Source organism: Halobaculum marinum, from assembly GCF_029338555.1.
In the GTDB taxonomy this organism is placed as follows: Archaea; Halobacteriota; Halobacteria; order Halobacteriales; family Haloferacaceae; genus Halobaculum; species Halobaculum marinum.
Genome location: NZ_CP119991.1, coordinates 1 through 23,974, shown reverse-complemented (window position 1 = coordinate 23,974; position 23,974 = coordinate 1). Strand labels below are relative to the sequence as shown.

Genomic DNA, 23,974 nt, shown 5'->3' with positions numbered 1-23,974 from the left:
GACGACACGACGACCGACGACCGGGGCGACCCGCTCCTCTCGTTGACGGGCGTCCAGACGTACTACGGCGACAGCCACGTGCTCGAAGGGGTCGACCTGGAGGTGTACGAGGGTGAGGTCGTCGCGCTGATGGGTCGCAATGGCGTCGGGAAGACGACGACGCTGCGGTCGGTGTTGCAGTTGACGCCGCCGCGCGAGGGGTCGATCCAGTATCGCGGCGAGGAACTCGTCGGGATGGGAACCCACGAGGTCGCCGCCCGCGGCGTCGGCTGGATCCCCGAAGACCGGCGGATGTTCGGGCAGTTGACTGTCGAGGAGAACGTGCGCGTCGCGGTGCCCGACGCCGACGACACGAGCGCCGGCCTCGACCTGGCGTTCGAGACGTTCCCCGACCTGCGAGAGCGCCGCGAGGCGAAGGCCGGGGACCTCTCCGGCGGCCAACAGCAGATGCTCGCGATCGCTCGCGGCCTCGTCGGCGACAACGACCTCCTGCTGGTGGACGAACCTAGTGAGGGGCTCGCGCCGCTCATCGTCGAGGCCGTCGCGGAGGCGCTGACGGAGGCCGCCACCGACACGACGATGCTGCTCGTCGAACAGAACCTGCCGCTGGCGCTCGACGTTGCCGACCGCTTCTACGTCCTCGACCACGGACGGGTCGTCGACGAGGGCGACACCGCCGACGTGAGCGCCGACGGCGAACGCCTCCGGAGGTACCTCTCGGCATGAGCACCGTCGTTCCGCTCCTGTCGGCGCTGCCGGCGTTCTCGGCGCTCCCGCTGCAACTCGTCGACGCGCTCGTCGAGTTCTCTCCCGCCACGCTCGGCGAGGTGATCGTCCGTGGTCTGGCGGAGGCGAGCCTCTACGTGATGATCGCCGCCGGGTTGACGCTCGTGTTCGGCCTGATGGGCGTCCTCAACTTCGCGCACGGCTCGCTCACGATGCTCGGTGCCTACCTCGGCGGCCTCGTGCTCGTCGTGACGGTGGCACAGTCGAGCGGCGCCGCCGCTCGACTGCTCGCGTTCGGCCTCGCCGTCGTCGTGGCCTTCGGCGCGCTCGCCGCGCTCGGCGGTGTCCTCGAAGTCGGGCTCGTTCGCCCCATCTACGACCGGCCGCCGCTGTACCAGATCCTCCTGACGTTCGGCGTGACGCTGGTGCTTGACGAACTCGCACGCATCGTCGTACTGTTCTACGGGCCAGCCCACCACCGTCTGGCAGGACGTGCTCGGCACGAAACCGACATTCCTCGCGGACTCGGTCGGCGTCGCCGGCGTCTCCGCGAGCGGGCTGGAACTGTTCCAGATCCTGTTCGGCGTCGCGACGGTCGTCGGCGTGTTCCTGTTCCTCACGCGGACGCGCTACGGCCTGTACGTACGCGCCGGCGGCGAGGACAGCGAGATGCTGTCGGCGCTCGGCGTCGACGTGAACCGCGTGTTCACCGTCGTCTTCGCGCTCGGCACCGGCATCGCCGGCGCCGCGGGCGTCCTGCTCGCGTGGGACCCGGCGTGGGGCGCGTCCGTCCCGCTCGGGGCCGAGACGCTGCTCCCGGCGTTCGTCGTCGTCATCGTCGGCGGCCTCGGCACGTTCCGGGGCACCGTCGTCGCGGCGCTGGTGGTCGGCCTGGTCGACTCCACAATGACGTGGTGGTTCCAGAACGTCATCGACTTCACCGGCCTGCCGGAGATGGTCGTGTTCCTCGTGCTCGTCATCACGCTGATCGTGAAGCCGCAGGGCCTGTACGGCGTCTCGGAGGTGGGGGGCCATTAGCGACCCCGACCCTGCCGACCCGACTGACGCGGCCGGCGGCGACGCTGACGCGCCCGGGGCAACCACCGAGGAGACCGACGGCGGCGAGTCGGTCGCGGCGTCGACCGAGACACGGCGAGCACACGAGCACGCAACTGCCACCGAGACGGCGTGGTACCGGCAGTACGCCGAGGACCACCTCGTCCACCTGCTCGTGGTGCTCGCGTTCGCCGCCTACCCCGGCGTGTACACTCTGCTCGTGAACTCGGGGCTGTCCGCCGAGGTCACGGCGCTGTTGCCGCGGATCGAGACGCTTGTCGTCGTGTTGTTCTTCGCGCTGTTCGCGATGTCGTTCGACTTCATCAGCGGCTACACGGGCTACCTGTCGTTCGGCCACGCGGCGTTCTACGGAACCGGCGCATACCTCGTCGCGCTCGCGGCCAACGACACGCTCCCGCTGGTGGGGCCGGAGACGCCGTTCATGCTCCTGCTCGTGTTGGCTGGGGTCGCGGCCGCGGTCGTCGCGCTCGCCATCGGGACCGTCTCGTTCCGGCTGTCGGGTGTGTACTTCGCGATGATCACGCTCGGTTTCTCGCAGGTCCTGTACGTGTTCGTCCGCGACTGGGACTTCGTCTCCTCGGCGCCGCGGGACGGCGTCGCCGTGACCGGGACGACCGAGGGTTCGAGATCGGCGTCCCCGGCGTCGACGCGCTCAACGTCGCCATCGGGCAGTTGACGGGCGACTCCATCGAGGGGCTGCTCGGCTTCATCGACCTGTCGCCGACGGAGGTGTCGTTCTACGCCATCGGGGCCGTCGTCCTCGTGTGCTACTTCCTGCTCCAGCGGATCGTCCACTCGCCGTTCGGCCGCACGCTGATCGCGATCCGGGAGAACGAGGAGCGCGCCCGCGCCATCGGCTATAACACGTACGTGTACAAGCTGTCGGCGTTCGTCATCTCCGGCTTCTTCGCCGGGATCGCCGGCGCGCTGTTCGTCGGCTTCCGTCGGTCGGTGACGCCAGAGAACGGCTTCTACTTCCTCGTCGCCGGCGACGCACTGCTGGTGTCGATCATCGGCGGGTTCGGCACGCTCGCCGGACCGCTGTACGGCACGCTGTTCGACGAGGGCGTGCGGGAGTTCCTCTCGAAGGAGGGCGGCGGCGGCGGTCTCCTCCCGTACCTCCGGGCGAACGTGGGCGAGGGAACCCTCGCGACGGAACTGTACAATGGCCTCACGGTCGCCGAGGCGATCAACACGTTCCTCAACGGCCACGCCGCGCTGTACGTCGGGCTGTTGTTCGTCCTGTTCGTGCTGTACGTGCCGAACGGCCTGCTCGGAACCGCGCGCGACCGGATGGGCGGGACGCTCGCGAAGGCCGTCCCCACCCGCATTCGTCGGTGGTTCGATGAGTGACGGCGGCGACGCGGCGACTGACCGCCCCGTCGGCCTGACCGGGCTCGGGACGTACGTCCCCGACGAAGTACTGACCGGCGCCGAGATAGCCGACACCAGTGGCATTCCGGAGTCGGTCGTCGTCGAGAAGATGGGGATGCGCGAGAAGCGCGTCTGCCCGCCGGACGACGACCACGTCAGCGACATGTGCGTCGCGGCTGGGCGCGAAGCGCTCGCCGACGCCAGAATCGAGGCGTCGGCCCTGACCTTGTCCTGTTCCACGGGAGCGAGTACAAGGACCACGTCGTGTGGTCGGCGGCGGCGGACGTCTGCGAACGGCTCGGCGCCGACGGGGCGTACGCCCACGAGTCGTACACGCTGTGTGCTGGAGCGCCGATTGCGATCCGTCACACCGCCGCCCAACTCCGCGTCGGCGATATCGACCGCGCGCTGCTCGTCACCGCGAGCCGTGAGGAGGACCTCGTCGACTACGAGGACGACGACGCCAGTTTCATGTTCAACTTCGGATCCGGCGCGTCGGCGACCGTGCTGGAGGCCGACCCCGCGACCGAGCGGACGAGCGCCGTCGTCCGCGAGTCGGCGGCGGTCACGGACGGGAGTTTCTCGCGCGACGTGGTGATGCCCGCCGGCGGATCACGAGACCCACCCACCCACGACACGGTGGAGGCGGGCGCCCACTCGCTCACTGTCCCCGACCCCAACGACATGAAGGAGCGCCTCGCCGACGTGTCCGCGCCGGCGTTCCTCGGCGTCGCCGACGACGCGCTCGCCGCGTCGGGGTACGAGCGCGGCGACGTGGACTTCCTCGCGCTCACGCACATGAAGCGCTCCTTCCACGAGTACCTCTGTGCCGAGCTGGGAGTCGATCAGTCGGAGAGCTACTACCTCGACGACTACGGCCACGTCCAGAGCGCCGACCAGGTGCTCGCGCTCTGTGAGGGCTCGACCGCGACCGAGTCGCCGCCGGTGACGTCGTGCTGTTCCTGGCCGCCGGCACCGGCTACACGTGGGCGGCGACGGTCTTGGAGTGGACCGACGACCGACCTGCATCGTCGTCGTCGGTGCCCTCGTAGGCCGTCAGCTGATCCCGGGATTTGCGCTCGGAGGCCGCGATTCTCTACCGTTGTCGACTGACCGGACCTCCCCGAACGCGGAACAGCGAATTGCGGACGACACCGGGGGTGTTCTGCCGAATATCGCTCCCTGAGTGGAACGACCTATCACTCGAGTACGGTGGATCGATATCCCACGTTCTAAGTGGGGTATGTCGATCGCTCCCGTCGCCGCTCCACTCGCCGCCGCTCGGAACGTGTGTGGCTGACCGACTGTCGACGAGAGACGAGCGACCCGACGACACAGATCCAGGCGCAGACACGAATTGCGGACGACCCCGGGGGTGGGTGTTCGGGGGACAGCGCCGCACACCGTGGTCTGGTGACTGCCCGCGAGCGCGTACAGCGCGACTGCGACGCGGCGTCTCCCGTCGGTGTGGGACCGCGACAGCGACGCTGGACCCCGCGGTGCCTATTTGGGACAGCGCCGTGACACGAACGTATGGACGGGACCGACGCCGCCGCCGCGGACCACGACGCGGCGGAGCACACGAGCAGGTGGCCCATCGTCGCAGCGGTCGGCGCGGCGGCGCTGTATCTCGGCGCCGGCGGTGCGATGGCCGTGGGTGACGCGCTTCCCCGGACGCCGCTACTGGTCGTCGCCGGTATCGGCGTCGTCGTGGTCGTGGGCGGTCTCGCCGGGTGGGCACGGGAGGCGTTCTTCGCCGGCGAGGCGGGGAGTCGCTCGCAGTTGTACGTCGGCGGGATGTGGCTGTTTCTCCTCTCGGACCTGGCGACGTTCGCCGCGGGGTTCGTCTACTACGCGTTCGTCCGCTCGGGGACGTGGCCGCCGTCGGAGTTGCCCCCGTTGCTCGGGTCGCTCGTGCTCGTGAACACGGTCGTCCTCGTCGCGAGCAGTGTGACGGTCCACTTCGCGCACGACGCGCTGGAGTCCGGGAACCGTAGCCGGTTCCTCGGGCTGTTGGGAACGACGGTAGCTCTCGGGGCCGTCTTCGTCGCGGGACAGGCGTACGAGTACTTCGAGTTCGTCACCGCGGAGTCGTTCACGCTCTCTGACGGCGTGTTCGCGAGCGCCTTCTACGGACTGACTGGACTGCACGGGTTGCACGTGACGCTGGGCGTCGTCATGCTCGCACTCGTGTTCGTGCGGTCGCTTCGCGGCGCGTACTCCGAGGGGAACGACACCGCCGTCCGGACGGTTTCGCTGTACTGGCACTTCGTCGACGGCGTTTGGATCTTCCTGGTCGCGGTGTTGTACGTCGGTGCCGTCGTCGGGTGACCGCTCGCCGACCGTCGGCGGGTCGCTGGACGGCGTCGACCCTCGTTCGGAGGCGCTACCGGTGATGGGTTCGAACCAGTAGCAGCCCCAACAGCCCGATCAGCGAGAGGTTCGCCCCCCAGACGAACAGCCGCCCTCCGTCGTCGACTGGCGCAGCGAGCGACGCGACCGGTGTGAGTGACCTGTTCCCGGTCGCGGTGACGTTAGGAGTGGTTGTCGTGAACGTCATCTGAGTCACGTCCGCCGTGGACGTCGGGGAGGCGGTCGCCGTCACGGTCGGGAACGCGGTGGTCGTCGGCCCCGTCGGCGTCGCCGTGGGTGACCCCGGCCTGGCTGGCGGGATCACGAACGGTGCCGGCGTCGCCGTGGTCGTGGGCGGCTGGGTAGCCGTTGCAGTTTGAGTCGCGGTGGGTGGCAGGGTTGCGGTCGGCGTTTGCGTCGGGGTCGCCGTCGGCGTCACGGTGGCCGTGGGCGTTGGTGTCGGCGTCGTCGTGGCAGTAGCGGTGGCCGTCGGAGTGGTTGTGGCTGTCGGAGTCGCGGTGGCCGTCGGAGAAGCGGTGCCCGTTGGGGTACCTGTCGGGGTTGCCGTGGGCGTCGTGGTCGACGTGGCCGTCGATGTGGCGGCCGCTTCGAGGGTAATCACGAGCGTGTCGTTGCCGTTGAGCGCGACATCCCGTCCGTCGTCGGTCGTCGCGTTCAGGCTGTAGTTGCCCGGTGTGAGGCCGTCGACGGTGACGTTCTCGTCGGGACCCACTGCCGCGAGCACGACTGGTCCAGAGTCGTTGGTCACGGTCACCGAGACGCCGACCGGGTTGGGGTTCTCCACGCTGAACTCGGCGGTGTCGACGACGACGAGGAGCGACGTCAGCGGTGGCTCGGGGGGCTCGACGGTGAACGCGTACACGTCGCTGTCGTTGATCGGGACGGGTTGCCCGTTCTCCGTCGTCGCCGTCGCATTCCAGTCGCCCGGTTCGAGGTCGACCAGCGACTCGGTCGACGTTGCCGGCACGGTCAGCACACGGGAGGCTCCCGTCTCGTTGGTCGCCTCGACCGTCACGTCGACCGAATTGGGGTTCTCGACCAGCAGCGACTGACCCTCGACGGTCCCGACGAGCGACGCCAACTCCGCCGTCGTGGGCGACTCGGGGGCCTCGACGGTGAACGAGACGGACTCCGCACCGTCGATGAGCGCCGTCTCGCCCCCCTCGCCGGTCGCGGTCAGCGTGTAGTTGCCGGGCACCAGAGCGTCTCGTGTCGCAGTTCCGCCCGCGGCCACCTCGAACGATTCGAGTACGCCTGACTCGTTGGCGAGGCTCACCGTCGCGTTCGCCGTCGACGGGTTCGACACCGTCAGCGTGGCGTTGTCCACAGTCGCGGTGAGCGACGCCTGTCCGACCGGTGCCGCGACGGAGACGGACAGCGACGGCTCGCCGTTGATCGGAACCGGATCACCAGCGTCGGTCTGTGCCGTGAGCGTGTAGGTGCCGGGGGCGAACTGGAGCGTCGTCGTGTCGCCCGCCGCTACGGTCTCGTTCTGGACGACGCCGGTCTCGTTGGTCGCGGCCACGACGACTGGCGCGTCGTTCGGGTTCGTCACGGAGACGTTGTCCTCGCCCACGACCGCCGTGAGGCTCTCGCTGACCGTCGGACACGACTCGACCGTCACGGCGACCTCGGACTCGTTCTCCGTACCGAGCGGGACTGCCGTCCCGTCGCCCGTACTCGCCGTCAGCACGTAGTCGCCCGGGCCCTGCGCGAGTCGTCTCGTCTCGCCCGCCGCGACACCGAACTGGTCGGTGCCGTTCGGGCCGTCGACGGTCACCGTCACGGGCACGTTGTTCGGGTTGGTGACCGTGAGGTTCTCGCAGGCGCTGGCGACCCCGAGCGACTCGACTCGCGGCGGGTCGTCCGGGTCGAGCGGGTCGGTCCCGTCGTCGACCTCCGTCCCGTCGAGGAAGCCGTCGCGGTCGGTGTCGGGGTCGGTCACGTTCGTGCCGAGCGTCTCCTCCGTGTCGTCGGAGAGGCCGTCGCCGTCGGTGTCGATCGGTGTCGGGTCGTTGATGTCGAGCGGGTCGGACCCCTCTTGCACCTCGACACCGTCCGGGATCGAGTCACCGTCCGTGTCGGGGTCGAGCGGGTCGGTGAACCAGACGGTCACCTCGTCACCGTCGTCCAACTCGTCGCCGTCCGTGTCGGCGTTCTCGGGGTCGGTCTCGATTAGTTCCTCTTGGGCGGTCCCGAGTCCGTCACCGTCGGGGTCCGGTGGCGCGGGGTCGTCCGGATCTGTCGGGTCGGTGCCGCGTTCGACCTCGGCGGCGTCGGTGAGGCCGTCGCCGTCGGTGTCCGCGAGGGTCGGGTCGGTGCCGAGGTCGACCTCCTCACCGTCGTCGAGGCCGTCGCGGTCGGTGTCGACGGCGAGCGGGTTCGAGTCGTAGGCGTCGACTTCGGTGCCATCGTCGAGGCCGTCGCCGTCGGTGTCCTCGTCCTCCGGGTCGGTGCCGAGCGCGCGCTCTTGGGCCAGCGTCAGGCCGTCGCGGTCGGCGTCGGTCTCGTCCGGGTCGTTGGGGTCCAGCGGGTCGCTCCCGTCGTCAACCTCGTCGCCGTCGTCGATACCGTCGCGGTCGGTGTCCGCCCGCGTCGGGTCGGTGCCGAGTTCGACCTCGTCGCCGTCGTCGAGGCCGTCGTCGTCGGTGTCCCGGTCGAGCGGGTCGGTCCCCTCGACGAGCACCTCGGTGCCGTCGTTGAGGTCGTCGCCGTCGGTGTCGACGTCGCGCGGGTCAGTGCTAATGAGGCGCTCTTGATCGTCCGAGAGGCCGTCGCGGTCGCGATCACCGGACGACTTGTATTTGTCCTTGCCCTTCTTGCGCCCGTCGTTGACGATCTTCGTCGGGCGCTTCTCGTTGTCCCGCACCGCCTTCTTCGTCGTCTCTGCCGCCGCGACCTGGACGATCACTTGGATCTGGACGACGTTGACGACCTGTACCTGTGTCACCTCGCCGAGGACGCCCTCGCAGGCACCCCTCGCCGCCGACTGGATCTGCGTCACGCTCGCCGACTGACTCTGTGAGAGCGCGCCCGCCGCCGCGCCCGCCGCAGCGATCTGGATCTGCTCGATGCTAACCGTCTGACTCTGCGAGATGGCACCCGCGGCGCCCCCGTGAGCGGCGGCTTGGACCTGCGTCACCGTCGCGCGCTGGCTCTGCGAGACGGCGCCCTTCGCACCGCCGAGCGCCGCCACCTGGATCTGTTTCACGGTCGCCTGTTGGCGCTGTTCGAGCGATCCCTCGGCGCCGCCACGGGCGGCGCCGCGGACCTTCTCGGACGCCCCGGGTCGTTCGAGTGCCCCGTACGCACCACCCTGGGCGGCTTCCTGCACCTTTGAGACGTCGGTGACGTCGCGCTTGGCCGCGCCCCTCGCCGCGCCGGCGGCGGCACCCGCCGCGGCGAACTGCACCTGCGTCGTCGAGACGCGCTGGGCCTGCGCGAGTGCGCCGTGGGCCGCGCCGTACGCCGCACCCTGAAGCTGTGTGGCGGTCGCCGACTGTGACTGGCTGAGTGTGCCGTCGAACGCGCCCGCGACCGCCACCTGAATCTGCGTCACGTTCGCGGACTGGGCCTGTACGAGCGCGCCGTGTGCCGCCCCTCGCGCGGCGCGCCTGACCTGCTCGGCGCTCGCTCGCGGGTGCCGGTCCACGCGCGCAGTGACGGCGTCCGTAGCCGCTTGGATCTGTGCTTGCGTCACCGACGCTCCCTGCTGTTGGGCCAACTGAGCACCCTCCTCGACCCCTCGTTCGGCGGCGTCACGGTGCGACTGCTGGAGGCGACTCGTGTCCGTCCCGACGTCGGGCGCCGGCCCGAGCACGCCTAGGGATCCGGACTCCTGCACGGCGGAGGTCGCTGGACCGCCGACACCGACGCTGTCGCCTTGGGTCGCCGCGGCACTTGCGACCACCATCGTACTCGTGACGACGAGGGCTGCGACGACGACGATGGACACCCGCCGCACCACCCAGCGCCCGCTACGCCGTCCACGCCGTTCACGCCGTCCCCGTCGTTCACGCGGTTCCGTCACCATCGTCGGATCCCACGTGTGTCCACCGAACGACCCGGTCGTCCATCTCGGGTCCGCGCTCTCGGTTCCTGCCCACCCGCCCGCCGCCGGAGTCGGCTCGCACCGGCAGATCCTGACAGTAGATCATGACAATATCAGCACGCTCGCCGAGTGCCGAGTTGACTGTTGCTTCGTAGTCGGTCTCAGCTACGGCCACGATTCGGCGTGACACTGGCCGGTTCCTCCGAACGCGCTCAGAGATGGCTTCGACTTGGTGGTCCGTTGCTCAGCGAAAGCCGGCAGAGCGGGTGGGGTGTCGGTCGACTAAAACGAGGTACTCGGAGTCGGTTCGCCCCGGTACGGGCTTGCGCGTGCGGTCCACTGGCTCGTGCGTTCGCGGTGCCATCGAGCTGGCGGCGGCGCTTTGCCTCGACGACGAGTCGCATCGCCGACCACCAAGACGAAGCGGGTGTCCAGCGACGTGTCGGCCGTGATTACCATCGACGGGCGCGACGGGGGCGGCCAAGTGCTCAGAACGGCGTTGAGCCTTTCGGTCATCCTCGAACGACCGTTCCGGATCGAGCACATCCGGGGGAACCGGCCGACTCCCGGCCTCAAACCGCAACACCTCACGGCGGTCGAGGTCGTCACGGAGTTGTGTGACGGGACGGTGTCGGGTGCGGAACTCGAGTCCGATACCCTGCGCTTCGAGCCCGGAGACGCCCGCGAGACGCCGCTCGACGCGGCTATCGGCACTGCCGGAAGCATCCCGCTGCTGTTCGACACCGTCCTCCCGATAGGCGCGTTCTCGGCCGTCCCGCTTCGAGTGACGGCTACAGGCGGGACGGACGTGAAGTGGTCGCCGACCGTCGCCTACCAGCAACTGGTCAAACTCCCGCTGTTGGCGACGTGGGGGGTGGAGGCAGACGTGGAGGTCAAGCGGACCGGCTTCTACCCCGCCGGCGACGGCAAGGCCGTCCTTCAGACGCGCCCGTCGTCGGTGTCGCCGCTCACGCTCGAACACCGGGGCGCGATCGACCGCGTCGACATCTACTCGAAGGCCACCGAGTCACTGCGCGACGCGCGGGTCGCACAGCGACAGGCGGACCGCGCGCGAGCGCAGTTGACGGAGGCGGGCCTCCGAACGACGACCGGTGCGGTGGAGTACGTCCGCAGCCGGTCGACCGGATCGTCGCTCCTCCTCCGTGTGGGTACTCGCGACGCCGTCGCCGGGTTCAGTGCCCTCGGCGAGCGCGGTCGGTCGTCCGAACAGGTGGCCGACGACGCCGTCGAACAGGTCTTCGAGTTTCGGGACGCGACGGCACCGGTCGACCGGTTCATGGCCGACCAACTGATGCTGTTCCTCGCGCTCGCCGGCGGGCGCGTTCGGATTCCAGCCGTGACCGACCACGTCCGAACGAACCGCGCGGTCCTGGAGGCGTTCGGGAGCGACGTGCACCTCGACAGTCGCGACGACGGAACACACGTGCTCTCCGCGGCCGCGCATCCAGCGCTGTGACTCGCTTCGGCGCCTGCGAATCACTCTCCGTCGAGACCGATCGGTGGAGCACGACCGCTACGTCGTGATGTCGCCGTCCATCTCGTGCACCTCCCAGACGTGGTCCTGCAGTTCCTCGCGCGTCTCGAACTCGTCCTCGCAGAGGTCGCACTCGAACGGTCGGTCGTCGACGTCCGCGTCGCGGTGGGCCATGCCTGATCCCAGTCGACGCGACGAACTAACCGTACTGTCACGTCGGTTGTCTGTCATCGTCACGACGTGTCATGTCGCTCGTCCGGTCAGACGTTCGCCGTCCAGCTGAACGCTGAGCTAGCGGTCAGCGAGCCATTCCGTCGGCGACGCTTCGAGGAACCGAGCCGGTGCGACGGCGGCGGCGATGAGGAGCACCGGGCCGACGAGGAACCCGGCCCAGGTGACCAGCGCCGCGAGACCGGCCACGGCGAGTCCGACCCGCGTCCGGGCGTCGAACCGCCCCTGCGACCGTCCGGCGACACGGATCGCCCAGCCACCACAGATCGCGGGCACGACGATGTACGCCGCCGTCACGAGCGCCCCGGCGGTCGGTCCCGTCGCCGCCAGCGTCAGCCCGGTCTGGACCAGCGTGTTCACGCCGCTGGCGAGCACGAGGAGGCCGCCACCGAGCAGGAGGGACTCGGCGACCGGCTTCCCGCTCGTGTGCCGACGGCGCCGAGCGAACACGCCGACGCCACCGACGACCGCGAGGACGAACGGTCCGAGGGCGAGGGCGAGCGGCTGCCCTCCCACAGGCGATTGTCCACGAGGCTGAACGGTACGGTGGCGTACTCGGCGGGGGTGAACGACTCCTGGTAGCCGATGGCGACGCCGGCTCGACCGCTCCGATTCGCCGGTTCGTAGAGCGCGACGAGGTACGTCGTCCGACCGTCGCTCGCTCGCTCGAAGGCCGCCGTCTCGTAGTTCGCCGACGGTGCGAACGGCTCGTACCCGGGCGTCGCGGGGCGTTCTCCCTCCACCACGACTGCGCCCATGCCGTCTGGGACGGAGACTCCCGGCGGAGCGTCGTCCCCGTCGATCTCAGGGGCCATCACGACCAACGATGGGGTGAACGGTCCGTCGTCGGGGGTGAACGCGCTCACTTTGAGGCGTTCGCCCTCGTCGACGGTGATCCGATAGTACTGTGCGCCGCCGTCGTCGATTTCGTCGTAGTACGACCACGACTTCGCGGCGTCGGTCACCGTGACTGCGAAGGTCGGCTGTCGTTGTCGCCAGGGTCGCTCGGGACGTGCCCGGCCACCGGTGTCACGACGAGCACGAGCACGAGCAGGACCAACGCAATTCGTCGCCGAGTCACTTACCACAGAACGGACTGAACGGGCATATGGCTATTCACACCGGAAGGTGGCAAATAGAGGCCACCCAGGCGGTCGCTTCTTCGGGGCGAGCCGCCACACACTCGGCCGTGTCTCTCGTCTCGTCGTCGGTACTCGATGAGAGCCCTGAGAATGGCTGTCTCGTGGGCGAGTCGTGAGGATCGGGGTCGCGAAAGCCGCGACACAAGAGTCGTGGACAGCGCGACTACGCCGCAGGCGTCCCCGAACAACTCCGGGTGGGTCGATCCACCCGGGATCGACCGTGACGTCGGTCCTGCCCGCAGCAGTCTCCGACTCCCCCGGCGCTCACGCCGGCGTGACTGTCACTCGGTGTCGACGAGACCGAGACTCGAAGCGGGCGCCTCGACGACGCCGACGCCGAACGGCGACACCGTTTCGGCACCGACGATCCACTCGGCGTCGGCAGGACCGTCGACCGTCACCGACTCCGAGCCGAAGTTCAACACCCACGTCACTCCATCGCGTTCCGCGAGTCGAACTGTCTCCGGGAGGCGCTCTGTGTGGCCGACGCCAGCTCGGCCCAACAGGTCGGACACGAGTGCGTCTGCCAGCGCCGTGCCCGGCTGGACACCGCAGTAGGTCACGGCCCCGTCGCCGACGTCGTGGTGTAACAGCGCCGGGTTGCCTTCGGCCGTCCCACTCTCGTGGCGACCGACGACGGTCGCGTCGTCGGCAACGAGCCACTCGCCCCAGGTGTCGAACTCGTACTCGTCGCCGCGATAGCTGAGCTCCGTCGCCAACGTCTCCGGTGGGGACTCGTGTTGGTCGACGTGACCGCCCACGAGCGACGTGAACGGGCCGGGGGCCAGGTCGGGCTGGAGTCGGTTGCCGGGGAGCTTATACCCCGACCGTGGGCCGAACAGAAGCTGTCCGCCCTCGTGCAGGTACGACTCGAGGTGATCGGCCAACGCCCCGTCGGCGAGGTGGAGCGTCGGTGCGACGACCGCCGCGTACCCGGAGAGGTCCGCCTCCGGTTGCACGACGTCGACCTGTACGCCACGGCCGCGCAGCGCTCGGTAGAACCGGCCGACAAGCTGCCAGTAGTCGAACTCGGGTGAGTGTGGCTGTTCGGACAGCGCCCAGAGGTCGTCGTAGCTGAACAACAGCGCGACGGGTGCGTCGACGCCAGCCAGATCCAGCTCGGCCAGCTCGGCGGCCGCCTCGCGCGCGTCCTCGAACCCGCGGTCGGGGGTGCCGTCGTGGCGGAGCAGCCCCGCGTGGTACTGCTCTTGGCCCTGTCGACAGCGGCGCCAGCGGAAGTACGACACCGTGTTCGCGCCGTGCGCCACCGCCTGGTGAGCCCACAGCCGCATCGCGCCCTCGCCCGGTTGGGGGGCGTACGGCGGCCAGTTGATGTCGCCCGGCTGCTGCTCCATCACCCAGAAGCCGGCGGGCGTGCGGTACAGGTCGTGGTTCAGACTCACCTGGTCTGGGTCGCCCGCGCGGAGTCGCTCCGGTGTCGACTCGCCGAGTCGGCGGTCCTGGGCGAAGCCGGTGGGGTACGAGTCCCACGTGGCGAACTCCAGCGACTCCGTGACGTCGTACGCGTCCAGCGTCGGGAAGTTGCCCATGAAGTTGTGGGTGACGAACCAGTCGGCGTTCGCCTCCCGCAGGATGCCCGTCTGGAGGCGGTTGTAGTCGACGGCGCTGTCGCTGGCGAAGCGACCGAAGTCGAGCAGTCGCGACGGATGGTGCTCCGTCGCCGTGTGGCGCGGCGGGTCGACTTCCGAAAAGTCGGCGTGCTGTTGGCTCCAGAACGTCGTCCCCCACGTCTCGTTGAGCGTCTCGACGTCGCCGTAGCGCTCGCGACACCAGTCGCGGAACGCAGCGCCGCAGTCGTCACAGTAACAGCGGATCGTTTGGTGACAGCCGTACTCGTTGTCGGTCTGCCAGCCGACGACGTGCGGATTGTCGGCGTAGTGATCGGCCATCCGCGTGACCACACGCTCGGTCTCCTCGCGATAGGCGTCGGAGTTGAAGCAGTAGTGGCGCCGGCTCCCGAACGCGCGCGTCGTCCCGTCGGGCTCCTCCTGGAGGATCTCTGGGCGCTCGTCGACGAGCCACTTCGGCGGCGTCGCCGTCGGGGTGCAGAGGACGACATCGATCCCCGCCTCTCCGAGCAACGCGACGGCCTCGTCGAGCCACTCGAAGTCGAACTCGCCGCGAGTCGGCTCGATGCGCCCCCACGAGAACTCGGCCATCCGGACGACCTCGATGCCCGCCTCGACCATCAGTTCGACGTCACGCTCCCACCGGTCTCGTGGCCAGTGCTCGGGGAAGTAGCAGACGCCGATCCGCGGCGTCGTTGGGTCGTGCGGTTCGTGTGCGATGCGGCCGTCGTCGGTGTCGTCGTCGGTCATCGTTCGGTGAAGGGGATCGTCGTCTCTCCGGGGTGCACGGTCACGCGAACCGTGCGGTCGGTCAGCTGTTCGCCCACACTCGTCGTCACGCTCGGCGGAACCGCGAGTGTCACGTTCATCGGCTGCTCGGCGGCCGATGTCATCACGAGCGACCCGCCGACACACTCCACGTGGGTTAGTTGTGTGGCCGCGTTCGCGAGGTGATGTGCAGCGACGACTCGCGGCTCGTCCGACGCCGGCGCCGCGTGCACCAGCAACACGCCGTGGGGCGGGACCTCGCGTTCGATCGGTCCGTCGTGGAGGCCGTCGTCGCCGAAGGCGTCCACGGCGACGACCGCGTCGGCGTCGAGGTACTCGGCCGGGTCGACCCGCACAGTCGCGGCTTCGTCGTCCCAGTTGAACGCAGCGACGGCGACGGCGTCGTCGGCAGACCGTCGGCAGACGACGCGCGCCGGGAGTTCCGTGTCGCCCACGCCGACGACCGAACCGGTGTCGACCGGCGGCAGTGTCCGTTCGAACAGGTCGCGACCAGCCGCGTCAATCTCGTCGACGGCGTCGCTGAGGACGTTCGTCCCACCGGTGAGAGCGACGAGTGCGGCGAACGACCGCCGCTCGGGGTCGGTCAGGTCGGTCGTCGTCCGCACGAGTTGACAGTCGGGGTCGTTCAGCCACAGTCGGCGGTGACAGAACTGACGGTTGAGCACGTTGCGAATCGCGTTCTCGTGGGCGGGTTCGCTCGCGGCGTCGCCCTCGCGACGCCAGTACGGCGCCGTGTCGGGGCCGACGCGCATCGCGTCGACCAACCCCACGCTGGGGAATCCCGGTGCGCCGCAGCCGAGGACGAACGCGTCGCCGACGGCCTCTCGGATCGTCGCCAGCCCGTGCCGGTACGCCTGCGCGCGGGTGACGTCCCCGTGCCGCTCACCCGGGAGCGCGGCGGCGTACAAGAAGTCGAGTTTGAGGTACTCAATCCCCCACTCCTCGACGACCGTGCGGAACGTCTCCCGGAGCCACTCGGTTGCACCGGGGTGGGTGACGTCGAGCCCGTACATCGGACCGTGGCGGGCGCCGGCGTCGACCGGCGCACCCGCGCCGTCCGTGATCAGCCACTCCGGGTGGTCTGCAGCCAACTGAGAGTCGGCTTGGACGTAGAACGGTGCGAGCCAGATGCCGGCTGTGTGGCCAGCGTCGACGATGTCGTCGCGCAGGGCACGCATGTCGTCGAACCCGTCGGCGAGAGTTCGCCAGTCGCCGAACGCTTGTTCGTAGCCGTCGTCGATCTGGATCACGTCGAGTGGGACGCCCCAGTCGTCGAGTGCGCCGACGTTGTCGCGCACGTCGTCCGCCGTCACCTCGGTGAAGTAGTGGTACCAACTGCACCAGCCGGTGGGGGCCGCCGCCGGTACACGTGCATCCATCCGGTCGGCGACGGCGTCGGCGATGGACGCCAACGCCGCGTCGACCGTTCGGGTCGCATCGACGCGCAGTGTCGCAGCGGTTCGACACTCGCCAGGTGACACCGACACGCCGTCGCCAGGGCACAAGGCGGTGAGCCGCACGGGCGCGGTAGCGACGTCGAAGCGGCTCAGATACGCTTCGTGGTCGAGGAAGCCAAGCGTCACCGACCCGGCGTCTCCGGACAGCGCCGTCACGGCATGACTCGTTCGTCCTTCGTCGGGCGCCGCCACGTCGGTCATCTGCGGCACCGACTCGACCGACTCCGGCGGGAACGGGTCGTCGAGCGGCGTCGTCGCCGTGGGCGTCCACGACTGGTAGCCGTGCTCGAAGATCCGGTCGTCAGAGGAGAACGCCGTCTCCGCGTCCGAGATCACGCAGATGTCGCCGAGCGCTCGTTGCTCGTCGGTGTCGTTCGTCGCGGTGACTGTGATGTCGACCGCTCCGTGGGCCGCCGACAGCGACACACTCGTCGAGAGCGGCGTCCCGTCGGTGCTCGTCGCCGACACGCGCCCCGACAGGAGCGTCGTGTCGCCGGCGACAACGTCGATGTCGCCCGACTGGGGATCGAACGCGACCGTCGTGTCGCCGGCGCTCGCGCGCTCAGTCACGCTCTGTCTCCTCCTGCCTGCGGGCGCGGTAGTCCGGGAGCGTGTCGTCCTGCATGACGGCAGTTCGCCCGCCGTCGACGAGCAGGTTCGCCCCCGTGACGAAGCCCGCCTCGTCGCTGGCGAGGAACGCCACCGCCGCGGCGACGTCCGCGGGCGTCCCGAGTCGGCCGACGGGGTGAATCGACTCAGGTGGGCGCGATACTCCTCGTCCATGTCAGTCGTCGTTCGGTCGATCGCCACCCAGCCGGGGTTGACCGTGTTCACTCGGATGTCGGGCCCCAGGTCGAGCGCCATCGCGCGCGTCATGCCGTTGATCCCCGCCTTCACCGCGTTGTAGGGGAACATCGCGGGCATCGTGCAGATCGCGTGGTTCGACGACATGTTGACGATGGCTCCGCCGTCCATGCGCTCGGCGGCTTCGCGCGCGCACAGCCAGAACGAGCGGAAGTCCGTCTCGAGGACGAACGCCCAGTCGTCCATCGTCGCCTCGTCGACGGCCGTGTTCGTCTCCACGCCCGCGTTGTTGACGAGGACGTCGACGCCGCCGAACGTCTCGACGGCGGCGTCGAACAGCGCCGCGATGTCGTCGGGGTCGCGCATGTCCGCACGGACGAACGTCGCGTCGCCGCCGTCGGCCTCGATGTCGGCGACGGTCGCCTCGCCGGCGTCCCTGCTGCGTCCGGTCACGATCACACGTGCGCCTTCGGCGGCGAGCCGTCGTGCGACGCCGGCTCCGATGCCGCGGGTCGACCCAGTGACGACCGCCACTGTGTCCACGAACCGGTCGCCCGTGGCGTGTGCGTCTGTACCCTCGTCTGCGCTCCCGCTCACCATTCGGCCACGCTCCCGTCCTCGTGGCGCCACACGGGATTGTGCCAGTCGACGTCGCCCGTCATGTCGCGGACGTGGTCCTCGTCGATCTCGATCCCGAGACCCGGGCCGTCGGGGAGTTCGATGAAGCCGTCGTCGAACTCGAACACCGAGGGGTCGGCGAGGTAGTCGAGCACGTCGCTCGTCTCGTTGTAGTGGATGTCGAGGCTCTGCTCTTGGATGAGGACGTTCGGCGAGCAGGCGTCGACCTGGACACAGGAGGCCAACGCGATCGGCCCCAGCGGGCAGTGGGGGGCCATCGCGACGTCGTACGCCTCCGCCATCGCTGCGATCTTCTTCACCTCGGTGATCCCGCCGGCGTGCGAGAGGTCGGGCTGGATCACGTCGACGGCACCGTTCTCGAACACCTCTTTGAAATCCCACCGCGAGAACATCCGCTCGCCCGTCGCGATCGGGACGGTGGTGTGGCCTGCGATCTCCGGGAGTGCGTCGTTGTGCTCGGGGAGCACCGGCTCCTCGACGAACATCGGCTCGTACGGCTCCAACGCCTTCGCCAGCCGCTTGGCCATCGGCTTCGACACGCGACCGTGGAAGTCGACGCCGATGTCGACCTCCGGCCCGACCGTCTCGCGAACGGCCGCCAGCCGCTCGCGGGCGGCGTCGATCGACGCCGGCGAGTCTACCCGACGCATCTCCGGCGTCGCGTTCATCTTGAGCGCGGAGAACCCTTGATCGACCTTCTCGGCGGCCGCCTGTGCGACGCCCTCGGGCCGGTCGCCGCCGACCCACTGGTAGACGCGGACGCGGTCGCGCGCTCGCCCACCCAGCAGTTCGTAGATAGGGGCGCCGAAGTGTTTGCCCTTGAGGTCCCACAGCGCCTGGTCGATGCCGGCAATCGCCGACATGAGGACCGGACCACCGCGGTAGAATCCGCCGCGGTACATCGTCTGCCAGTGGTCTTCGATCGGCATCGGGTCCTCGCCGAGGAGGTACGTGTCGAGCAGTTCCTCGACGGCGGTGCGGACGGTCCGCGCGCGCCCCTCGACGACGGGCTCCCCCCAGCCGACGCGGCCGTCGCTCGTCTCGATGCGGAGGAACAGCCAGCGCGGCGGCACCTGGTACAGTTCGTAGTCGACGATCCGGGTCATTCGGCCACCTCCGGCTCCTCGATGAGCGGTGCGCCGGCGTCGGTCTTCGTCTTCAACGCTTCGCTCGTCAACGCGTCGAACAGGTACAGCGAGTCCTCGTCGAAGGCGAAGTCGACGGTGTCGCCGGGCGACGGTCGGGCGCTCGGGACGACCCGCAGCGTCAGTTCCTCCTCGCCCATCGTCGCGTACAGGAAGTTCTCGTTGCCCATCGGCTCGAGGACGGTCGTCTCGATGGCGACGCCATCGTCGACGAGCGTCATGTCCTCCGGGCGAATCCCCACGCGGACGGTGTCGTGTCCCTCGACTGGCGAGGGATCGTCGAGCGTGTACTCGAACCCACCGGGCCCGTGGAGCGTCGCGCCCTCGACGGTCGCGTCGAAGGTGTTGATGCTCGGCGAGCCGATGAAGTCGGCGACGAACTCGTTGACGGGCGTGCGATACACCTCTTCGGCGGTCCCCACCTGCTGGAGTTCACCACCGTCCATGATCGCGATGCGGTCGCCCATCGCCATCGCCTCGGTCTGGTCGTGCGTGACGTACACCGTCGTCACGTCCAGGTCGTGCTGGAGTGTCTGCAGTTCCGTGCGCATCTGGGCGCGCAGCTTCGCGTCGAGGTTCGACAGCGGTTCGTCCATGAGGAACGCCTCTGGGTCGCGGACGATCGCCCGTCCCAGCGCGACGCGTTGTTGCTGGCCGCCCGACAGCTCTTTGGGCTTCTTCGCCAGTAGGGGCTCGATCCCCAGCAACTCGGCGACGTCTTCCACCTTGGCGTCGATCTCGGCACTGGTCATCGACGAGGACAGCTTCAGCCCCATACCGATGTTCTCCCGCACGTTCATGTGCGGATAGAGGGCGTAGTTCTGGAACACCATCGCCACGTCCCGCTCGCGCGCTCGCAGGTCGGTGACGTCGTCGTCACCGAAGGCGATCGTGCCGTCCGTCACGTCTTCGAGCCCCGCGATACACCGCAGGGTGGTCGTCTTGCCGCACCCCGAGGGACCGACGAGGACGAGGAACTCCCCGTCGCGAATCTCTAGGTCGACGTCGTCGACCGCGACGATGTGCTCCTCGCCGGTCTCGAACTCTTTTCGAACAGTCTGTAATGTGATACCTGACATGCTTAACTCACTCCTTGACGGCCCCTGCGAGGATCCCGCTGACGAACTGCTTCTGTAAGAACAGGAACAGCAGGAACACCGGGATCACCGAGAGGGCCGCTGCGACCATGATCTGGTCGTAGTAGACGCGCTGTGCGCCGACGAGTTGGTTGATGGCGACCGGGATCGTGTACTTGCCCTGGTCGAGGATGACCAGCGGGAACAAGAACAGGTTCCACTGGAAGAGGAACAGGATGATCGCCAGCGCCGCCAACGACGACTTCATCGTCGGCAGCGCGATCTTGTAGTACAGTTGGAACTCCGTGGCGCCGTCCATCCGGGCCGACTCCAACAGCGCGTCGGGGATCGACCGCATGTTCTGGCGCATCAGGAAGATACCGAGCGGGTTCGCCGCCCACGGGAGGATGATCGCCCAGTAGTTGTTCGTCATCCCGAGCTGGCTCATGAGGAGGAACAGCGGGATGACGAGCAGTTGGATCGGCAAGATCAGCGTCGCGAGGATGGCGTAGAAGATGGGCTTCTTGAACCGGAACTCGTACTTCGCGAACGCGAAGCCGGCCATCGAACACAGCAGCAGCGACAGCGCCGTGTACACGACCGCGACGAAGATACTGCTCTCCATCGCCCCCATGTCCCACAGGTGCCAGAAGTCGTACGCGAAGTAGAACGGACCCACGTCGATGTACTGGGTCATCTCGCCGGGGTGGCCGACGAACTGGACGTTCTGGCGGGCTTGCAGCGACTCGAAGTTCGCGAGGAAACTGTCGCCCGGCAGCAGGCGCGGCGCCGTCGACGAGAGGAACTCCGACTCCTTCAGCGTCGACGCGACCGCGATCCAGTACAGCGGCACCATCGTCACGGTGGCGCCCATGAGGATGAACGCGTAGGTGAGGAACTGCCACACCGCCTCGCGGCGCGTCTCCTCACGCATCGTCGGACCCTCCGACGCGCAGTTGCGCCGCCGACAGCAGGCTGACCACGAAGATGAGCACGTACGTCAACGCGCTCGCGTAGCCCAGTCGGAAGTCGATGAACGCCGTCTGGTAGATGTACTGCACGATGGTGATCGTCGAGTCCAGCGGTGCGCCACCGCTGTTGATGATCACGGGCTCGCTGAACAGTTTGAACGTCCCGATCGTCGAGGTGACGAACACGAACAGCAGGACGGGCCGCAGCGGCACCGTCACGTACCGGAACTTGTCGATCCGGCTGGCGCCGTCGATCTCGGCGGCCTCGTACAGCTGTTGGGGGATGTTCTGCAGCCCCGCCAGCAGGATGATCATGTTGTAGCCGGTCCACCGCCAGGTGACGGCGCCGACGATGGTCATCCGTGACCAGAACGAACTACTGAGCCACGGGATCGCCGGCAGGCCGACGCCCGTGAGCACGTAGTTCACCAGGCCCGTCTCCTGCATCAACAGGAGGAACACCGTCGAGTAGGCGACGAGGTTCGCCGACACCGGCAGCGCGAGCACGGTACGGAACACGCCGCGGAACTTGACGAACGAGGCGTTGAGCGCCACCGCGAACAGCAGCGCCAACCCCACCATCAGCGGCACCTGCACCAGCAGGATGAACAGCGTGTTGAACGACGCCTGCAGGAACAGCGTGTCGGTGAACATCGCCGTGTAGTTTTGGAGCCCGACGAACTGGAGCTCCGCGATGCGGGTCAACTGGAACTCGAAGCCCGGCAGATCGATCCACAGCAGCGTCTCGTCGCTCACGCCCTGGAACCGGAAGAACGAGAGGTAGAACGTGTACAGGATCGGGAACCCGAGGAACAGCGAGAACAACAGGAACGTCGGCAGGAGGAACAGGTAGCCGACGCCGCTCTCGCCGAGGCTCGGAAGCCGACGGCTCAGCGCCTGTCGAAAGAACCGAGCCCGGTCGCGGACAGTGGCGTCCGACAGCGGCTCGTTGGAAGTTGGTGCGGCCATGCTGGTGAGCAATCAGGCGAGGTCGCGACCCGTCCGGTCGGCGACCTGCGTGGCCGCCGCGTCGATCGCTTCCTTGGGGGTCTTGTTGCCCGTCATCATGTCGCGGAAGTGGGTGTTGATCGCCTTCGTGACCTCCGGCGTGTCGACCGTGTAGCGGTACGGTGCGATCTCGGGGGCGATCTCGGCGAACATCCGACCGGCCTCCTGGCCGTCGAGGAACTCGCTCCCCTGGTCGAACGCCTCAGACTCGTAGGCGGACTCCAGCGCCGGGAAGATCCCGTACTCCTTGTACATGGTAAGCTGGTGCTCCTTGCTGCCCAACGTGTAGGCCATGTAGTCCCACGCGCGACGGGCCGTCTCGTCGTCGACCTGCTTCGCGATGGTGACGTTCGAGCCGCCCCAGTTCGTCGCGCGCGAGCCGCCAGACTCGATCGCCGGCGGCTTGATGGCGCCCCACTGGCCGGCCGTGTCACCGAGCTCGGCCTTGAGGGTGCCCTCGATCCACGCACCCGCGGTCAGGCTGGCAGTGGTTCCCTCGCCGAAGGCGGTGAACCACGCCGACGACCACGAGGCGAGGTCGTTCGCCACGCCCGAGTCACGCAGGCGCTTGAGGATGCGCGCCACCTGCAGACTCTTGTCGGAGTTGATGTTCACCGCGCCGTTGCTGGTGAACGGCTGGCCGCCGAGCTGGCGGAACATCATCCGCCACAGACCGTCGTAGTCGTTGGACGGGAGGTTGAGGAGGTACTGTCCGTCGGGGAGCTTCTTCCCCTCCTCGATGTACTGGTCCCACGTCTCGACGCTCGTGGGGTCGATGCCGTGCTCTTCCATCACGTCGCGGCGGTAGAACGTCCCGACGGGGCCGATGTCCCACGGGAGCGCGTAGGTGCCGCCGTCCTTCTCGAGGGGGCCCCACTTGCCGGGGACGAACTCCTCTTTGATGCCGGCCTCCGCGAGCCAGTCAGAGATGTCGCGCAGGCCGCCCGTGTCGACCCACGAGGCGGCGTCGACGCTCTCCATCATCGCCGCGCCCGGTGCCCCCGAGCCCGACAGGAGCGTCGATTTGAACTTGTCCTTCATGTCGGCGCGACCGATCTGGGTGATCGTGATGTCGCCACCGTGTTCGGATTCGTAGGGGTCGTCGATCAGGTCCAGCGACTTCGCAGCGACGTCCCAGCCCCACACCTCTGCGGACTGCGCCATCGCCGGTCCGCTCGACGTGGTCGAACTGCCGCCGCCGTCGCTCCCGCCGTTGCCACTCGTCTCGGTGCCACCGTCCGACGGTGCAGGGTCGCCCGTCCCGATACACCCGGCCAGGCCCGCCAGGCCCGCCAGGCCCGCTCCCTTCAGCACACGTCGCCGCCCAGTTGTGTTGGTACGCTTTGACATAGCCGTCCTCATCGTCTACCAACTATTCCTATATAATTGTACGGGGTCTGCCATCCCATTCGGCGGGTAAACGGCTTCAGCACCACTTTCCCTCCCCGAACAACCGTATTCATAAGCAAGCCGTTCATCATCGCTGAACGGAATAGTCGGTGGGGATTAGGCGAAATATGGTCTTGTGGGGGTTCTGATGGCGGATTCGAGTGATTGGGCTGATCAGGCGTGTCCCTAATGAACAATCACGATGGAGAGTCAGCGTTCAGCTTTGGTGAACGATTTATATACCTTGCCTCACGGAACTGGCCATGGGCGAGTACCCAGTCGGCGCCAGCCACACCACCGCACGAGTCGTCGACGCGCTGCTCGAGGTTGACGACGCCGGCGTGTCCGAGTTAGCCCGCGAGCTGGGCTCGAAGGAACTGTCCACAATCACCTGCAGACGTTGGAGCGACTCGGCGTCGTCCGCGCGAGTGACGGTCGCTATCGGCTCGGACTGGCACTGCTTGACGCCGGCATGACCGTTCGCGACCGGCGGTCGCTGTACCGGAGCGCTCGCGAGTTCGTCACCGAACTCGCCGAGACGACCGGGGAGTCCGCCGTCCTCGCTGTCGCGGAGGGCGACGACGCGGTGTACGTCGACGTCCGCCGACCCGAGCGCAACCACTACCGCTTCCGGGCCG

General features: G+C 68.3%; 15 protein-coding genes and 4 pseudogenes. 7 read left to right on the top strand and 12 right to left on the bottom strand.

All coding sequences use genetic code 11. From position 1 onward, the window contains the following. Positions 1–42: 42 nt before the first annotated feature. From P0R32_RS16610 to P0R32_RS16590, 5 genes and pseudogenes are all read left to right on the top strand, one after another. Entirely contained in the window at positions 43–726 is a 684-nt protein-coding gene (locus P0R32_RS16610) for an ABC transporter ATP-binding protein (RefSeq protein ID WP_276239884.1), read from the top strand. Next, a pseudogene (locus P0R32_RS16605) lies at positions 723–1,764 on the top strand (branched-chain amino acid ABC transporter permease). Before P0R32_RS16610 ends, P0R32_RS16605 begins: the two are co-directional and overlap by 4 nt. Positions 1,765–1,957: 193 nt before the next feature. Then, positions 1,958–3,156: pseudogene (locus tag P0R32_RS16600) on the top strand (branched-chain amino acid ABC transporter permease). Then, positions 3,149–4,229 (top strand): annotated as a pseudogene (locus P0R32_RS16595) (3-oxoacyl-ACP synthase). The pseudogenes P0R32_RS16600 and P0R32_RS16595 overlap by 8 nt, the downstream one beginning before the upstream one ends. A 481-nt stretch (positions 4,230–4,710) precedes the next feature. After that, entirely contained in the window at positions 4,711–5,508 is a 798-nt protein-coding gene (locus tag P0R32_RS16590) for a cytochrome c oxidase subunit 3 (protein ID WP_276239746.1), read from the top strand. A gap of 55 nt (positions 5,509–5,563) precedes the next feature. Here P0R32_RS16590 and P0R32_RS16585 read toward each other — a convergent pair whose 3' ends face one another. Further along, complete coding sequence (locus P0R32_RS16585) at positions 5,564–9,505, bottom strand: hypothetical protein (RefSeq protein ID WP_276239771.1); 3,942 nt, start codon at positions 9,503–9,505, stop codon at positions 5,564–5,566. 544 nt (positions 9,506–10,049) lie between these two features. Here P0R32_RS16585 and rtcA point away from each other — a divergent pair. Then, positions 10,050–11,078 carry an RNA 3'-terminal phosphate cyclase gene (gene rtcA / locus P0R32_RS16580; RefSeq protein ID WP_276239743.1) on the top strand — a complete coding sequence of 343 codons (1,029 nt, stop codon included), beginning with the start codon at positions 10,050–10,052 and terminating at the stop codon, positions 11,076–11,078. 57 nt (positions 11,079–11,135) lie between these two features. On the opposite strand, the gene P0R32_RS16575 is transcribed toward rtcA, so the two are convergent. The 11 genes and pseudogenes from P0R32_RS16575 to P0R32_RS16525 form a co-directional block, all read right to left on the bottom strand. Next, positions 11,136–11,270, bottom strand: coding sequence for a hypothetical protein (locus P0R32_RS16575; protein ID WP_276239742.1), 135 nt, complete (start codon positions 11,268–11,270; stop codon positions 11,136–11,138). A 117-nt stretch (positions 11,271–11,387) separates the two neighbouring features. Then, a complete protein-coding gene (locus P0R32_RS16570) occupies positions 11,388–11,702 on the bottom strand; it encodes a hypothetical protein (RefSeq protein WP_276239770.1) in 315 nt (104 codons plus the stop codon). Continuing rightward, positions 11,684–12,292 (bottom strand): hypothetical protein, encoded by a 609-nt coding sequence (locus P0R32_RS16565; RefSeq protein WP_276239769.1) that lies wholly within the window; start codon positions 12,290–12,292, stop codon positions 11,684–11,686. Before P0R32_RS16565 ends, P0R32_RS16570 begins: the two co-directional genes overlap by 19 nt. Before the next feature lie 458 nt (positions 12,293–12,750). After that, on the bottom strand, positions 12,751–14,808 hold the full coding sequence (locus P0R32_RS16560; RefSeq protein WP_276239768.1) for a beta-galactosidase: 2,058 nt from the start codon (positions 14,806–14,808) through the stop codon (positions 12,751–12,753). After that, positions 14,805–16,226: a glycoside hydrolase family 36 protein gene (locus tag P0R32_RS16555; protein WP_276239883.1), complete on the bottom strand. Its 1,422-nt coding sequence runs from the start codon at positions 16,224–16,226 to the stop codon at positions 14,805–14,807. Before P0R32_RS16555 ends, P0R32_RS16560 begins: the two co-directional genes overlap by 4 nt. A gap of 640 nt (positions 16,227–16,866) precedes the next feature. Continuing rightward, a pseudogene (locus P0R32_RS16550) lies at positions 16,867–17,708 on the bottom strand (SDR family NAD(P)-dependent oxidoreductase). Further along, complete coding sequence (gene dgoD / locus P0R32_RS16545; protein WP_276239767.1) at positions 17,702–18,853, bottom strand: galactonate dehydratase; 1,152 nt, start codon at positions 18,851–18,853, stop codon at positions 17,702–17,704. The pseudogene P0R32_RS16550 and the gene dgoD overlap by 7 nt, the downstream one beginning before the upstream one ends. Further along, the gene (locus tag P0R32_RS16540) at positions 18,850–19,971 is read right to left on the bottom strand and encodes an ABC transporter ATP-binding protein (protein WP_276239735.1); all 1,122 of its coding nucleotides are present in this window, start codon (positions 19,969–19,971) and stop codon (positions 18,850–18,852) included. Before P0R32_RS16540 ends, dgoD begins: the two co-directional genes overlap by 4 nt. 7 nt (positions 19,972–19,978) lie before the next feature. Beyond that, a complete protein-coding gene (locus P0R32_RS16535) occupies positions 19,979–20,902 on the bottom strand; it encodes a carbohydrate ABC transporter permease (RefSeq protein WP_276239734.1) in 924 nt (307 codons plus the stop codon). Then, positions 20,895–21,908 carry a carbohydrate ABC transporter permease gene (locus P0R32_RS16530; RefSeq protein ID WP_276239766.1) on the bottom strand — a complete coding sequence of 338 codons (1,014 nt, stop codon included), beginning with the start codon at positions 21,906–21,908 and terminating at the stop codon, positions 20,895–20,897. The genes P0R32_RS16535 and P0R32_RS16530 overlap by 8 nt, the downstream gene beginning before the upstream one ends. A 12-nt stretch (positions 21,909–21,920) precedes the next feature. Further along, a complete protein-coding gene (locus tag P0R32_RS16525) occupies positions 21,921–23,297 on the bottom strand; it encodes an extracellular solute-binding protein (RefSeq protein WP_276239732.1) in 1,377 nt (458 codons plus the stop codon). Positions 23,298–23,599: 302 nt separating this feature from the next. Between P0R32_RS16525 and P0R32_RS16520 the strand changes: the two genes are divergently transcribed. Next, positions 23,600–23,812, top strand: a complete 213-nt coding sequence (locus tag P0R32_RS16520) for a hypothetical protein (RefSeq protein WP_276239765.1) — start codon at positions 23,600–23,602, stop codon at positions 23,810–23,812. Positions 23,813–23,974: the final 162 nt, after the last annotated feature.